This is a genomic window from Roseateles sp. (assembly GCF_036404855.1).
Lineage (GTDB): Bacteria > Pseudomonadota > Gammaproteobacteria > Burkholderiales > Burkholderiaceae_C > Pelomonas.
Window position 1 is genome coordinate 1 of record NZ_DASWYS010000016.1, and the last position, 12,379, is coordinate 12,379.

The 12,379-nt window shown below is 70.4% G+C and carries 10 protein-coding genes; 2 read left to right on the forward strand and 8 right to left on the reverse strand.

The features are described 5' to 3' along the window. Positions 1 to 1,247, forward strand: a 1,247-nt coding sequence (locus VGF12_RS01035) for an RNB domain-containing ribonuclease (RefSeq protein WP_331174189.1), incomplete at its 5' end; no start/stop codon positions are given. Between the two features lie 99 nt (positions 1,248 to 1,346). Next, positions 1,347 to 1,685, forward strand: a complete 339-nt coding sequence (locus VGF12_RS01040) for a YkvA family protein (RefSeq protein WP_331174190.1) — start codon at positions 1,347 to 1,349, stop codon at positions 1,683 to 1,685. On the opposite strand, the gene VGF12_RS01045 is transcribed toward VGF12_RS01040, so the two are convergent. The 8 genes from VGF12_RS01045 to VGF12_RS01080 form a co-directional block, all read right to left on the reverse strand. Next, a complete protein-coding gene (locus VGF12_RS01045; protein ID WP_331174191.1) occupies positions 1,613 to 4,978 on the reverse strand; it encodes an ATP-binding protein in 3,366 nt (1,121 codons plus the stop codon). The two genes, VGF12_RS01040 and VGF12_RS01045, sit on opposite strands and share 73 nt — an antisense overlap. Before the next feature lie 74 nt (positions 4,979 to 5,052). Continuing rightward, positions 5,053 to 6,036 (reverse strand): hypothetical protein, encoded by a 984-nt coding sequence (locus VGF12_RS01050; RefSeq protein ID WP_331174192.1) that lies wholly within the window; start codon positions 6,034 to 6,036, stop codon positions 5,053 to 5,055. Between the two features lie 14 nt (positions 6,037 to 6,050). Then, on the reverse strand, positions 6,051 to 9,980 hold the full coding sequence (locus VGF12_RS01055; protein ID WP_331174193.1) for an immunoglobulin domain-containing protein: 3,930 nt from the start codon (positions 9,978 to 9,980) through the stop codon (positions 6,051 to 6,053). Between the two features lie 589 nt (positions 9,981 to 10,569). After that, positions 10,570 to 10,812 (reverse strand): hypothetical protein, encoded by a 243-nt coding sequence (locus VGF12_RS01060; RefSeq protein WP_331174194.1) that lies wholly within the window; start codon positions 10,810 to 10,812, stop codon positions 10,570 to 10,572. A 413-nt stretch (positions 10,813 to 11,225) separates the two neighbouring features. Then, positions 11,226 to 11,357: a hypothetical protein gene (locus tag VGF12_RS01065; RefSeq protein WP_331174195.1), complete on the reverse strand. Its 132-nt coding sequence runs from the start codon at positions 11,355 to 11,357 to the stop codon at positions 11,226 to 11,228. A gap of 37 nt (positions 11,358 to 11,394) precedes the next feature. Beyond that, complete coding sequence (locus VGF12_RS01070; protein ID WP_331174196.1) at positions 11,395 to 11,652, reverse strand: hypothetical protein; 258 nt, start codon at positions 11,650 to 11,652, stop codon at positions 11,395 to 11,397. A 107-nt stretch (positions 11,653 to 11,759) separates the two neighbouring features. Continuing rightward, positions 11,760 to 12,074, reverse strand: a complete 315-nt coding sequence (locus VGF12_RS01075; protein ID WP_331174197.1) for a type II toxin-antitoxin system RelE/ParE family toxin — start codon at positions 12,072 to 12,074, stop codon at positions 11,760 to 11,762. Continuing rightward, positions 12,071 to 12,343, reverse strand: a complete 273-nt coding sequence (locus VGF12_RS01080) for a YlcI/YnfO family protein (RefSeq protein ID WP_331174198.1) — start codon at positions 12,341 to 12,343, stop codon at positions 12,071 to 12,073. Before VGF12_RS01080 ends, VGF12_RS01075 begins: the two co-directional genes overlap by 4 nt. Positions 12,344 to 12,379 lie beyond the last annotated feature (36 nt).

Consider the following 12,379-nt stretch of genomic DNA (forward strand, 5'->3'; position numbering starts at 1 on the left):
CCGAGCCGCTGCCAGGCGGCGCCACGCGTGTGCTCGTCGCCATCGCCGATGTGGAGGCCTTCGTGCCTGCTGGCAGCGCGCTCGACGAGCATGCGGCCAACAACACCACCTCGGTGTACACGGCCGCGGGCGTCTACCCGATGCTGCCGGAGACGCTGTCCACCGACCTGAGCTCGCTGCACGAGGGTCAGGAGCGCCTGGCCGTGGTGGTGGACCTGCGCGTCGAAGACGACGGGTCGGTGTCGGACGCCTCGCTCTACGCGGCCGTCGTCATCAACTGCGCGAAGCTCACCTACGACGGGGTCAGCGCCTGGCTGGACAACGAGTCGTCGCCGCTGCCTCGCCTCGCCGAGGTGCCGCCACTGGCGGAGCAACTGCGACTTCACGACGCCGTCGCGACGCGGCTGGCGCGCCGTCGTCACGAGCACGGCGCGCTGAACATGACCACCGTGTCGGCACGCCCCGTGTTCGTCGACGGCCGGCTGGTGGACCTGCAGGCCGACCATAAGAACCGCGCGAACGACCTGATCGCCGAGCTGATGATCGCTGCCAACGGCGCCACGGCGCGCTTCCTGGACCAGCACGGATTTCCCTCCCTGCGCCGCTTCCTGCGCGCACCGCAGCGCTGGGACCGTATCGAAGCGCTGGCGGCGCTGCACGGCGGCCAGCTGCCCGACGAACCCGATGCCGCCGCGCTCGACCGCTTTCTCTCCACGCAACGCGTGGCCGACCCCGCCGGCTTCGCCGACCTGTCGCTCGCGGTCGTCAAGCTGCTGGGCGCTGGCCAATACTCGGCCGCCGCGCCGGGGCGGCCCGGAGAGGGCCATTTCGGGCTGGCGGTTGACGACTACGCGCACACCACGGCACCCAATCGCCGCTATTGCGATCTGGTCATGCAGCGGCTGGTGAAGGCGGTGCTGGCGGGCAAGCCTCCGCCCTACACCGTGGAGGCGCTAGAGGGCATTGCGCAGCACTGCACCGAGCAGGAGGGCCGGGCCAACGCCGTCGAGCGCCAGGTGCTCAAGGGGGCGGTCGCCTTCCTGCTGGACCCCCGCGTGGGCGAGGTCTTCGACGCGGTGGTGACCGGCGTGGCGCCCAAGGGCACGTTCGTGCGCCTGCACCAGCCGCTCGTGGAAGGGCGGGTGGTGCAGGGCTTCGAAGGCCTGGACGTGGGCGATACCACGCGCGTGCGCCTGGTGGCCGTCGACCCCCGCCTCGGCCACATCGACTTCGAACGCGTGGCCTGAGCCGCAGATGTAACGCATCGCTGCCTGCCCTTGTGACGGGCGCAACCGGGGCCACTTGCCCCGCACGGCCGTGTTCGCCGTTCGCTGGAGCGCTGCGCCATGTTCAAACGCCTGACTCTTCTCTGGACCGTCGTGCGCGGCGATGCCCGCCGGCTCTGGCGCGCCGTGCGCGATCCAGACGCGCCCGCGTGGCTCAAGGCCGGCACGGCGCTGATCGTGCTGTACGTGCTGTCGCCCATCGACCTGATTCCCGACTTCATCCCGGTGCTGGGCTTGCTGGACGATGTCGTGCTGGTGCCGTTGGCGATCCGCTTCCTGCTGAAGTTGACCGGAACGGCCAGGAGCAGACCGGGTGCGGCGTCGGCTCAGCGATCGAGAGAAAGGTCGGGCGTCGACGAGGGTTTCGTGGGCAACACGCCCGGCGCCCGCGACAGGTAGTTCTGCCGCCAGGGCTCGGGCAAGGTGGATGCGGCCTTCGCCCGCCAGGCCGAGACGCGCAACCGAATCGTCGCCGCCAGCTCCGCATGGCTGTCACCCAGCGCCGCGGCGACCTCGGCGGCCAGGCGCGAGAACAGGCCCAGGCCCGCCAGCCCCTCGTCCAGCGACGGCCACAAGGACAACGCGGCCTGTGCCGCTTCGTCGCGCCGGCCCGTTGAGCGCAAGGCTGCGACGCGCGCTGCCTGCAAGTCCCGCCACAAGCCACGGGCGCCGCAGTCGCGGGCCGTGGCGGCGCTCGCGCTGAGCAGCGGCAGGATCTGCTGCGCATCGCAGCCCGACTGGGCCAGGCTGAGCAGCCTCGCGCGCATCGGGAAATCGTCGAGGGCCACGATGCGGTCCAGCAGGTCGTCGCTGCGCGTGCGCCCACCCGCATGCAGCAAGGTGGCCTCGATGGCGGTGCGGTCGATGGGCAGCAGGTCCGGCCGCTCCAGCAGTGCCTGCAGCCCCTTGCGCGCCAGGTCGCCGCGCCCCAGCTCGTGCTGCAGCCAGTGCACGCGGCGCCAGGCCGCAGGAATGGACTTGGCCGTGCCTTGCGCGCAGATCTCGGCCACGCGGGCGGTCAGCGCCAGCGCGCCGCCCAGATCGCCAGCCACCGCGAGCACCGCCGTCCGGTTCGTCAGGCTGACCAGTCGGGTCGACAGGTCGGCATCGAGGCGCTCGTCATGGACGACCGCCCGCTCGCTCCAGACCAAGGCGCGGTCGAGCCGGCCCTGGTCCAGCGCGTTCGCCGCCAGGCCGGCGGAAATGTTGCGGGCGGTGGTGCTGTCGCGATCGGCCTGCGCCAGCGCCCAGCCCTCCTCGAAGCGCGCGTCGGCCTGGGCATGCCGCCCGGCCGCCGTGAGCAGCAGCGCCGAAGCGTTGAGCACGCGACGTCGGATGGCGGCCAGCGACCGGCCCACCTGCTCCAGCCGCGAGGGCGCCGCTGCGGCTTGGTTCAGACAGTGCAGCGCCTGCTCGGCATGCCGCGCGGCGTCGGCCATCTCGCGGCGCATCCAGCGCAAGGCGGCCAGATCCCAGTGCAGCTCGGCCTGCAGGTCGAACTGCCCGCTGCGCTCGGCGCGGCCCAGCGCGTCCAGCGCCAGCCGCACCGCGTCTTCGTGGCGGCCCTGCTCGCTCAGCAGCACGATGCGCACGCAGGCCACCAGGGCGCAGTCGGCATCGTCGTCGCCGGCAAGTTCGTCCAGGCTTTCGAGCAGACGTTCCAGGTCTTGCGCGCAGGACGCGTCGCCCAGGATGTCGGCTGCGGCGAAGAAGGCCTCCAGCGCCGCCGAGCGCTGGCCCGCCGCGCGCAAGGCCACGGCGGCGCGTTCGTGCAGCCGCGCCGCATCCAGGAACTGGCCGGCGGCGCGCGCACGCTGCGCCGCCGCGGTCAGGTGCGGCACCGCACGCAGCGCCTCGCCCGCGAGGGTCCAGTGCTCGGCCACGCGCGCCGGCTCGCCCTGGTGCTGTTCGAGAAAGGCCGCCACTTCGCCGTGCAGCGTGCAGGCGATGGCCTGAGGCACGGAGCCGCGCGCCGCCTCGGCGATGAGGTCGTGCGCGAATCCGCCTTCGCGCAGCACCTGGGCCGCTTCCAGCTCCGCCCAGGCATCGGTAAGGTCGAGCGTGCGCAGCCCCAGCACCTCGGCGGCCAGCGCGGCCGACAGGTCCTGGCCGGCGATTGCCGCGCAGCGGGTGAGCTTCATGGCCATCGGGCTCAGTCGCGCCAGCCGCTGCTGGATCAGCCGCAGCACGCTGTCGGCCTGCGGCCACGCGATCGCGGCACCTCGCTCGCCGGGCTGTTGCACCATGGCGCTGCCAGGCAACGTCAGTTCGCCGCGGTGCGACGTCAGCGCGGCCTGCACCGTCTCGAGCAGGTACAGCGGATTGCCACCCGTGTGGCGTCTCAGCGCCCGGGCCTGCGCGGGGCCGCCGAGGCCGGGCAGGCCCAGCGAGTCGATCAGCGCCTGGACCTCGTCGTCGGCCAGCGGTTGCAGGTGCAGCTCCGTCGCATGGCTGGCATCGCGATGGGCCTTCAACAGCGCCTGCTGCGCCGCGCCGAGGCCGTCCGGGCGCATGGCCAGCACCCAGCCGCAGGCGCTGCATCCGGCCAGCGCATGCAGCAACTGCACGCTGGCCGCGTCGGCGAACTGCAGGTCGTCGACGGCGCAGGCGCACAGGCCCTGAGCCGCCGCCGTGGCCAGCAGGCCTTCGATGGCCTCGACTTGCAGCGCGCGATCGGCGGCCGGCGTTCGCGCTGGCACGGGCCCGAACTCTGGCAGGACGTTGGCCAGGGCGAGCCGTTGCGCGTCGGTGGCAGCCACGCCTGGCCACCGCAGCAGCGCGCGCAGCCAGCGCGCGGCTAGCGCAAACGGCGCCATGTCGTCGCCCACGCGTGCCGCCACGCCCAGCACCGCCGCGGGCGACGCCTCGGCCAGTGCCGCGACGAGGCGCGACTTGCCCATGCCCGCCTCGCCGGACAGCAGCACCACGGTGCGCTGCGCGACCGCCGCGCCCAGCACACCCAGCGCCTCAGCGCGCCCGAACAGCCGTGGCGGCCTGAGCACGGCTGCCGGCACGGCGGTGGCGGGGCGCAAGGCCGCGTCGGCGGCGGGTTGCTCGATGGCACGCAGCAGTTGCAGTGTCTGGTCGTCGGGGGTTGCCGCGACCTCGTCCTTGAGCATGCGCTCGCAGCGGTCGAAGGCCAGCAGCGCGGCGGCGCGGTCGCCGGCCAGATAGTGCAGGCGCATCACGCGCCGGTGCGCGTCTTCCGACAGCGGCTCCAGCGCGAGCAGTTCCTGGGCCGCGAGCAGCGCATCGGCGTAGTCGCGCGCCTGCTCGGCCCGCTCGCAGCGTTCGACCAGCGCCTGCCGCAGCCGCCTGCGGCGGCGCGCACGCTGGTGCCGCAGCCATGCGGCAAACTCGGGGCTGTGGTCATGCGGCGTGGCACCCAGCACGTCGTCGGCGTCGTGCAGGTCGTGGCTGACGCCCTCGGCCAGTTTGAGCACGGCACCGCCCACCACCAGTTCGGCGCCGCACTGCCGCTTCAGCTTGAACAGGCGTTGGCGCAGCGAATTGCGCGCGGCGACCGGATCGCTGGCGGGCCACAACAAGCCGCTCAGCCGGGTCCGCTGGGTGGGGCCCTCGAGGGCCAGCCAGGCCAGCAGCGCAGCGTCGAGATCGGCCAGGGCCCAGGTGGCGCCGTCGGCATGTCGGGTGCTTTGGACGCTTGCCGTCCGGCTCAGCAGGAGGTGCATGGCGCAAGTATCTCCAGACTCACCTGTGGCGCACCACGGCGCGAACAGCAGCCGCGTGGCTCGGCCGACAGGGTTCACGGCAAGGCCAGGCGCCAGCGCACGGTGAGCTTGCCGCCTTCACCGGCCTGGCCCGCGATGGGGATGACACGCTCGCCCGACTGGCTGCGCCAACCGCCCTTCAGCGGCAGCGTCACGGGCTGGCCCGCGGCGCCGGTCTGAAAGGCCAGCTGCCGGGGTTGCGGGCCCTTGGGCGTGGGCACCGAGTGGGTGCCGGCGGGTTCGTCGCTGGTGATGGTCTCGGTGTAGGGCAAGGGCATCAGCGGCACCGGCAGCGCCAGCGTCAGCGTCTTCTTGGCCAGATCGACCTCGAACGCGGCGACGCCGGCGCCCCTGCCGGTGGCCTTCGCCGCGTTGGGCGGCAGCGGGATCGCACCGGCGCCCTGGCGCACCTCGTCGCGGGTGCACCGGGCCCTGGGCAGGCTCATGCAGATCGGGTCGCCGTGGACGATGTGGGCGCGTTCGTCGATGGCGTAGTCGCCCTTCTGGCCCGCGGCCTGCCAGGCCTGGTAGCGCGGGCTGCCCGGGCGCGAGAGGGCCTCGACGTCCTTGCCCGCGCTCATGGCCTGGTTCACCGAGGCGGTGCCCGACATCGCGCCGCCGAGCTTCATCGTCTCGCGGGTGATGCAGGCCTCGTCGTCGCCGCACCTGGCCATGATCTGTTCCGCGCTGGCCATCAGCGGCGCCAGCTTGCCGGCCGCCGCCTGGCCCTGGGCGGCCTGGGCGTTCAGCTCGGCGGTCTGGCTCGCATCGAGCGGCTGCATCGTGGGCAGCGGCGTCGGCGGGCGCGGCAGCAGCTCGGCGGTCAGCCGTGCCACGCGGCGCACGCGCCACTCGTGCAGGTCGATCCTGTCCTGCTTCCTACCGGCCGATTCGTAGAGGTATTCGACGTCCAGCGTGGCCTTGGCGCCCGGCGGCGCGAAGCCGTCGGCTGCCCGGGCCAAGGGGGCCGATGCCGTCAGCGCCAGCAGCACGGCGCAGCGGAGATGGGTGATGTTCAAGCGGGACTCCTTGTTCATGGACGCGGGCTCAGATACACCTGGATGCCGCCCAGGGCGCCGGGCACCACCTCGCCCGCGTCGGCCAGGTGCACCACCGCGCTGCCGTCGGCGCTCAGCGCGTTCTCGTTGAAGCCTTGCTGGCTCAGGAAGGGCGTGCCGTCGGGCTGGCGCGATGCGATGCGGGTGGTGCCGGCCTGGCGGTCGCGCACCAGCAGGTAGCTGCCCACCGCGCTGGCCGGGTCGCCCGACAGGTTGGGCGCGGCCGAGCGGAACGACACGTAGCGGCCGTCGCGCGACAGGCTGGGGAGGGTGCTGTGGCCGTCGCCGGACGCGCCAGCGTCGGTGCGGCTGGCGATGGTGAGGGTGCCCGTCGCTCGCTCGAAAACTGCGATCTGCCCGTACAGCGCCGCGGCCCCGCCGCCGACGCTGGACGAGCGCAACATGAACGCGATGGCGTCGGCGTTATCGGACATCGCCACCGGCCCGCCCAGGCCCTCCGGGAAGGTGCCGCTGGGCACGGCGAGGAGCTGGCTGGTGCTGCCGCCCTGGTCGTCGTAGAGCATCAGCAGGTTCCGCGCCGGTGCCAGCGTAGCCTGGATGAACGCCACGTAGCGGCCGTCGGGCGATAGGGCCGCCCCCTGGCCGTCCTCGGATCCCGCGACCAGTCGCGTCACGCCGGCATCCAGGTCGCGCAGGTACCAGCGGTAGCTCGGCGTGGCCCCGCCGTCGCCGGCGAGGTTAGCCGCCGAGCGCATCAGCACCTTGCGGCCGTCGGCCGAGATGTCGGCGCCCAGCCCGGTGGTGCCGGCAGACACGGTGTCCTGGCTGCCGTCGGCCAGCACGTTGACGCGCACCGTGGTCTGCGTCTGCAGGTCACGCACGAACACGTCGTCGGCGGTGTTGGTGTCGCCGGCCACGAGGTCGTTGGCGCGCGAGCGGAACACCACGTGGCGCCCGTTGGCGGCCAGCTTCACCATGGTCGTGCCCTGCGACGACTCGCTGCCGTCGGGCCGCACCGTGATGTGCGTGGTGGTGTTGCCGGTGAGGTCGCGCAGGTAGGCATGGCCGCTGACCACCGTGCCGGGGATCAGGTTGGTGGCGGCCGAGATGAAGGCCACCCGCGTGCCATCGGCCGACAGTGAAGGCCGGTAGCTGATGCCGTTGGGCATCGCGCCCGCACTCGTCAGGCTGGCCTGCACCGTCTGCGCCATGGGGGCCGCGTTGACCGTCAGCACCGCGTTCTGGCTGAACACGAGGCCTGCTGCGTTGTAGACCAGCACGCCGTACACCGCGCCGTTGTCGCCCGCGGCCAGGGCAGGCGTGGTGTAGCTGGCCGCCGTGGCGCCGACGATGGCCACGGCGTTACGCGTCCACTGGTAGCGCAGCGCGTTGCCGCTTGCCACCACGCTGAAGGTGGCGGTGCCGCCCACCGTCGCCGTTTGCGCCGCCGGTTGCGTGGTGATGGCGGGCACGCCGACGACGATCAACTCCGCCGCGACCGAGGTGACGCTGCCGGCCGTGTTGCTGACCGTCACCGTGTACTTGCCGGCATCGATGCCGGACACGCTGGCGAACTGCAGCACCGGGCCGTTGGCGCCGGTGATGCGGGTGCCGTCCTTGGCCCACTGGTAGCGCAGCGGGCCGCTGCCGCTGGCCGCCACGGCCAGCGTGGCCGGGCCGCCGGGCATCACCACCAGCGTGGCCGGCGGCGTGGTGATGGCCGGCGCGGTGACGGAGGGCGTGACCGGGGCGTTCACTGTCAGCGTGGCGGCGGCACTGCCGACCGTGCCCACGCTGTTGCTCACGACCACCGAGTAGGCCCCCTGGTCGGCCACGCGGGCCGCGCCCAGGCTGTACACCGCTGCCGTGGCCCCGGCGATGGCCATGCCGTCCTTGCGCCACTGGTAGGTGAAGGGGCCGGTGCCGGCCACGCCCACGCCGAAGGTGGCGGTGTTGCCGCTGTCCACCATGACGGGCGCGGGCGGCGTGACGATGGCCGGCGCCACAGGGGCCGGCGGCTTGTCCGCCGGCGTGACGGTCAGCGCGGCGGCGCTGCTGCGCACGGTGCCGGCGGCGTTGCCGATCTCCAGCGCGTAGCTGCTGCCCGAGTCGGCCTCGGCCACGGCGGGCAGCCGCAGCACCGGGGCGTTGGCGCCTGCGATGGCCACGCCGTTGCGGAACCACTGGTACGACAACGGCGCCGTGCCGTCGATGGCAGTGGCGAACAAGGCGGTGCTGCCGGCGGCCACCGTCAGGGCGCCAGGCTGGGTGCTGATGGACGGCAGCGCCGGCATGCGTGTGACGATCACGCTGGCCGGGTTGCTGGTCGCCGTTCCGGCGCCGTTGCTGGCCACGGCACGGAACTGCGCGCCGCTGGCCGTGATGCCCAGTGCGGCCGTGGTGTAGGTGCTGCTGCCCGGGCAGCGGACGTCGGTCCACGCCGCGGTTTCCGATGCCCGCGACTGCCAGCAGATGTCGGCCTGCGGCAGCGAACTCGTGACGATGTTGAAGCTGGCCGTCTGGCCCTCGGTGACCTGGATGTTCTGCGGGTGCTGCACGAAGACCGGCACGGTGGGCGCAGCCACCGTCAGCGTGGCCACGTTCGAATAGGTGGTGCCGAAGTCGTTGACCAGCCTGGCCCGCAGCTGGCGGCCGTTCATGCGCGCAGTCAGCCGCAGGCCGGCCGTGCAATCCGTGTTGGCCGCGACGCCACAGGGCGCGACGACGCTGCTCTGCAGGGCCGGGTCGGCCAGCACCGGCGTCTTGTCGCAGGGCGGATCGGAAGCCCCGCACCAGGGCCAGCCGGCGGGCTCGGTGAACTTCGCGGGGTAGGAGCCCAGGTCGCGCCAGGTGGCGCCGCCGTCGAAGCTGGCTTCCCAGAAGTGGCGCGTCAGCGGCGTGGTGGTCTCGACGCTGAACACGGGCACGGCCGCGCCTTCTGCGGCCGTCTGGCTCTGCGGCTGCACGCTGATCACCGGCGCCAGGTTGCCGACGGGCGCGCCGGCGGGGATGCTCACCTGAATGAGCTGCACGTTGCTGTTGGCCCGGAAGGGCAGCACGGGGATGTCGCCGCCGCCGAAGCGCGGGTCGCTGCCCGGGTCGCACAGCATCTGGCCGGTAGACCGCCAGGGGTCGGGCTGCGCCACGCAGGCGATCTCCACCCACAGCGACAGCAGGCCGTTGTCGGCCTCGGTGACGGGCACGCGCAGCCGTGCCGGCGACGTGGCCGGCAGCGCGCCGCTCAGCACCTCGCGCGGCAGGCTGGGCCGTCCCTTGCTGGCGACGACGCGGTAGGTCATCCCGTAGGCCACCGTGGGTGCGGTGAAGGCCACTTCCAGGTCCACGTAGCGCGGCTGCGTCACCGTTGCCGTGGCCTTGGCGGGCGCGGCACCGCGGCCGGCGGCCTTCATGGCGGCGGGGTTGGCCAGGTCTAGCGTCACCTGATAGTTGCTGGAACTGCAATAGGGGTCGCGCACGCCCACCTCGCAGAAGGTGACAGCGTAGTACGAGAAGGTGGTGGCATCCACCAGCAGGCTGGCGCCGTCGCGCTCGACGTCGGTCTGCACCGTCCACTCGCCGCCGGGCTGTGCCTTGAGCAGCACCAGCCGCGCGCTGGTGCCGGCGGCGGTGGCATCGAAGGGAATGCGCAGCCGGGCCGGCGACTTGAAGTCGACGCCGTGCGGCGTCAGCGAATACACCGGGCTGGCCAGCCGCGCCCCGGCGGGCAACGCCGGGGCACCGACCGAGTCCTTCGCGATGCGGATGGTGGTGGCTTCGCTCAGTGCCGCCGCCGGCACGATGACCTGCGCACCGGTGGCGTCGGCGATGGTGCCGCCGGATGCGCCGATGGTCGGCTCGCTGCTGGCCGGCGGCGAGGCGCTGCCGACAGGAGCGGCGTCGCCCCCGCCGCCGCCGCCGCAGCCGGCCAGCCAGAGAGTGGTCACCACTGCGGCCAAAGCCAAGAATCGCAAATGCACGACGCTTCTCCAACAAGTTCGCGGATGGCGTGGCTCGAGCGGCGCCCCAAAGAGCGCCAATTGCCGGCAACGCCAGACTTCCCGCATACGCGACCCGATGCCGCGCTTCGCTCAGGGTTGTAAGCAGCGCAGTGTTAGCAGATCGTTATCCGCGGGGTGCCGGTGGTGCGCGCTGCGAATGGGGCCGGGAGCGGCGCTGAACCTGGGGATAACGAGCTTATCCACAAGACCAAGGAGCAGGGCCTTCGAAAACGACTCAGCGTTGTTCCCCTCGAATGCAGGCGATGACTGCCATCTGAATGCTGAACTGCCTGGCTAAGCCGTGCTTCAGATTGAGGCAGCGGCAGCCTGGCCATATCTGTCTCGTGGGTCTGAAGCTTGCCGGGCTTCGCAAGCAAGTGGGGGGGCGAAGAGACACTCTGCCCCCATGGACGGCGGCCGAATTCGCCAGCCAAGGCCGACCTTTTCAGGCGTCTGCTTACGCTGCGGACCTGCCTGCCATCCTGTAAAAGGCCTGATACGACAGCACGTACTGGACTGCGTTCGGTCCCCGGATTTATGTGCGCGACAGGCGCACCTTTCCTGATCCCGTGCGACCGCTGCATGACCGGTTGGCCTGGTCGGAGTCTGCCAGTGGCACTTGACTGCTGCCTGGTTTGCAAAGGACCAGTTCGGCCTTCAACTGCCGGACGTAGTCGTAGGCGGCTTGCGACTTGTTGTTGTGGGGGAAAAGCTTGGTCAGGTCGCTGCGGTTCTTGACCGTGACCTGGGTGCGGGACTTGTTTTCAATGCTTGCCATGGGGCGAGTTCCGATAGTTGTTGGAACTCGGTATAGGCAAGTACAGGTGGGATGCCGCGAATTTTTTTCGCAGCCGTGATACGCGTCGTGCCACCGATTTACCACCAATCCCCTTCTTGCGGCATCAAGGACTGTCTCCTGACTTGGGGAAGTCCTTGATTCACAAGGAGAATTCTGGTCGGGGTGAGAGGATTCGAACCTCCGGCCTCTACGTCCCGAATCAAGCGCTCGGCTGTGAAACTGTCGATGCTCATGCCGAGCATCGTCCTCTTCGTCTTGGTTTTCGCGCGCGGCTCGGTGGTTCGATGAATGAGAAATTCGATCACTTACAGTGATTTTTTTCTCCGACAACTGAAAACCGACCGCCGTCCATCAGCAGCACGCTCCGAGAGGATCAACATGCAATCCCCTTGTCACACGGTCGCACTCAGTACCGGCACCAACACGTTCTCCGGCATCAGCTTCGGCACGATGTCGAGCGCTTGGCGCGACAGATCGATCACGTTCGGTTGCGCCCCCTCGTACGCTGTTTCGGGATCGTCCAAGTCGCATTCTTACTTCTGGCCGATAGCAGGCGCAGATTTACGACTCCGAATTGCGGAGCAAAGCGGTGATGGATTCTCCGTGCAGCGCACGATTTGCAAGCACTTCTTGCCGCCAACTCGGAGACGCGTCAAAGATTCGCTTCGCTTCCCCGAGGCTCACGCCCGTCGCGGCACTGATGGCCTTGATGGCGGCCACAGGGTGCGCGCCCTCCAAGCGGCGAACCTGAGCAAGGGCATCATCAAGCGTGTCGCCCGCCGCCAAGCGGGCGGCGAGATAGCTGCTGAAGTCGGTCATTGGCAACAGCCTACCCGAGAGCGGTCAGCCCCCAAAGACAGCTCCTGGCCGAAAGCCGGTATACATAGATCCCTGCACAGCGCTGCCTGAGCGCGGCCTGGAGGAGGTCAATGGAAGTCTTCCTCGCGCTGGTGGCGCGCGCCGATCACGAGCACCAATTCGGGCGAGCGGATGTCGAAGCGCAGGATGTAGCCGGTCTTGCCGAACGGGATGATGAGTTCGCGCAGCGTCGACCGGGCACCTACCTTGCGGTAGCTGTATGGCGTTTTCGACAGGTGGCTCAATGCAACTTGTCTGATGACGTTGATCGCTTCGTCGGCCACTTCAAGTTCTTCGAGCGTTTCGGCGCAATTGAGCAGAAAGTCGTAGAGCCGTACCAGATCGTCCTCAGCGCCTTGCGTGAATTCGACGGCGTAGCTCATCCGCCAAGTTGCTTGCGGCGCTTAGCCAGCTTGGATTCGAGCTTTGCAATGACCTGGGCGGCTGGGATGGACACTCCTGTGCGTTCATACTCGGCCAGAGATGCCTCACACCGCGATGCGAAGTCGGTCTGAACGCGCCGGTATTCCACGGCGTTGCGCACCGCGCCCTCGACGAACTCAGTCAGGGTTTCGCCAGGACGCAGCACCGCATCGAGGTTTGCACGTAGCTCGCTCTCAACACGGACTTGGGGAATGACAGCGTCTTTCATGGCCAAATCGTAGTGCAACCGCACTACAAGATCAAC

What these genes read in the sequence shown, in the direction of transcription:
- VGF12_RS01045 (WP_331174191.1), bottom strand. Translation starts at nt 4,978, where the DNA reads ATGCACCTCCTGCTGAGCCGGACGGCAAGCGTCCAAAGCACCCGACAT.
- VGF12_RS01080 (WP_331174198.1), bottom strand. Translation starts at nt 12,343, where the DNA reads ATGAAAGACGCTGTCATTCCCCAAGTCCGTGTTGAGAGCGAGCTACGT.
- VGF12_RS01040 (WP_331174190.1), top strand. Translation starts at nt 1,347, where the DNA reads ATGTTCAAACGCCTGACTCTTCTCTGGACCGTCGTGCGCGGCGATGCC.
- VGF12_RS01075 (WP_331174197.1), bottom strand. Translation starts at nt 12,074, where the DNA reads ATGAGCTACGCCGTCGAATTCACGCAAGGCGCTGAGGACGATCTGGTA.
- VGF12_RS01060 (WP_331174194.1), bottom strand. Translation starts at nt 10,812, where the DNA reads ATGGCAAGCATTGAAAACAAGTCCCGCACCCAGGTCACGGTCAAGAAC.
- VGF12_RS01070 (WP_331174196.1), bottom strand. Translation starts at nt 11,652, where the DNA reads ATGACCGACTTCAGCAGCTATCTCGCCGCCCGCTTGGCGGCGGGCGAC.